The sequence below is a fragment of the Kitasatospora sp. NPDC059803 genome (assembly GCF_042732255.1).
Classification (GTDB): Bacteria; Actinomycetota; Actinomycetes; order Streptomycetales; family Streptomycetaceae; genus Kitasatospora.
This window is the reverse complement of the sequence record NZ_JBHWIJ010000560.1, coordinates 1-1,838: the sequence shown is the minus strand read 5'-3', so window position 1 is coordinate 1,838 and position 1,838 is coordinate 1. Positions and strand designations below refer to the sequence as shown.

The window sequence follows — 1,838 nt, the reverse complement described above, 5'->3', positions numbered from 1 at the left end:
GCCGGCGTGGCGAGCGCGAGTTCAGCGACTCCTCCAGGCTGGTGGTGAACTCGCTCTGCACCCCGGCCAGTTGATCATGGATGCGGAAGCGGTCGAGCGCCGAGCGCAGCCGGTCCAGGGCCTCCGGTTCACGGCCCCGGCTCAGCAGGTAGGCGGCGTGCGACTGTTCGGCGATGGCCTGGAGGTAGAGCAGGCCCGCCTCCTCGCAGCCGGCCAGCAGCCGGTGCCAGGCCAGGTCGACGGTCTCGCTGCGCCCGTGCGGGGGCAGGGTGTGCGCCTCGGTCAGCATCGACCAGAGATGGATCGAGGTGACCGGGCGGGCGGGCAGCAGCTCCCTGGCCTCCCGGGCCTGCCGCAGCGCGCCCTGCCGGTCCCCGGCCAGCAGGCTCACCCAGCTGTGGTGGACCAGGGCGACGGCCAGCGGCCGGGGGTCGCCGGATTCCACGGCCAGCGCGGCCGAGCCGGATGCCAGCCGGGCGGCCTCGGTCGCGCTGCCCAGGATCGCGGTGATCAGCGACTGGGTGGCGAGCGCGCGGGCGTACGCGGCGCGGCCCGCGGGCCCGGTCGCGGCCTCGCCGGCGGCCACCGCCCGGCGCGCCGCCTCGGCCGCCTCCTGACGGCGCTCCAGTCCGAGCAGCGCGTTCGCCCGGGAGCCGTGCAACTGGGCGGCGGCCAGCTCGTCGCCGCACCGCTCGGCGGCCCGGACGCCCGCGCGCAGGCAGCCCAGCCAGTCGGTGAACCGGCTGGAGCCGTAGTACAGCGGGCCGGCGGCCTGGGCCAGCCGCCAGACCCGGTCCGGGTCGTCGGCGGTGCCGGTGATCAGCGCGCGGATCGCGGGCTCCTCGGCCTGGAACCAGTCCAGTGCGGCGCGGATGCCGTCGGCCGGCGGCAGGGCCCGCGGCGGGTGGACGAGCGTGTCGAAACCGTCCTGGCCCGGCTCGATGAACTCGCCGCCCTGCCGCAGCGCCGCCTGGTAGTAGTCCAGCAGCCGCTCCCGGGCGAGGCGCCGGCGCGGCTCGGGCTGCTCGGCGAGCAGTCCGGCGCTGAACAGCCGGACCAGCTCGGCGCGGCCGTAGCGCCCGGGTGCCGCACCGGTGAGCAGGTGGTGGGCGGCGAGTTCGCCGAGCGACCGGCGGGCGGTGGCCGGGTCGGTGCCGAGCACGGCGGCACTGGTCAGGGTGTCCACCTCCCGGCCCGGGTGGGCGGCCAGGAGGGTGAGCAGCTCGGCGGCGCCGGGGGAGAGGCGGCGGTACGTCAGGAGGAGTTCGGTGGTGACGCCGGTCGCGCCGTCGGCGTCCAGGACGGGCAGCCTGGTCTGTTCGTCGGCGAGTTCGGCGACCAGTTCGGCGATCGTCCAGTCCGGGCGGGTGGCCAGCCGGGCCGCGGCGATCCGCAGTGCCAGCGGCAGGTGGTCGCAGAGCCCGGCCAGTTCGGCGGCGGCGGCCGGTTCGGCCCGCAGCCGGTCGGGGCTGAGCGCGCGCTCCAGCAATCGCAGCGAGTCGTCCTGGGGCAGCGGGGGCAGCCGCAGCAGGGCCGCACCGTCGGCGGCCACCAGCCCCTCCAGCGAGCCGCGGCTGGTCACCACGGCGGCGCAGCCGGGCCCCTGCGGCAGCAGGTCGGCGACCTGGTCGGCATCGGCGGCGTCGTCCAGGACCACCAGCAGGCGTCGCCCCCTGGTCCGGTCGCGGTACAGCGCGGCCCGGCCGTCCCGGTCCTCGGGGACGGCGCCCCCCGCGACCCCCAGGGCCCCCAGCAAACCCCCCACGGCGGCCGCCGGGGCCGCCCGGCCGGCCGGGTGGGTGGGGTGGGGCGGGGGGGGGGGGGGTGGCGGCGCGACC

1 pseudogene is annotated in these 1,838 nt (G+C 78.1%); it reads right to left on the bottom strand.

The features are described 5' to 3' along the window. Positions 1–1,756 (bottom strand): annotated as a pseudogene (locus ACFV6I_RS39470) (hypothetical protein); the annotation flags it as partial. Positions 1,757–1,838: the final 82 nt, after the last annotated feature.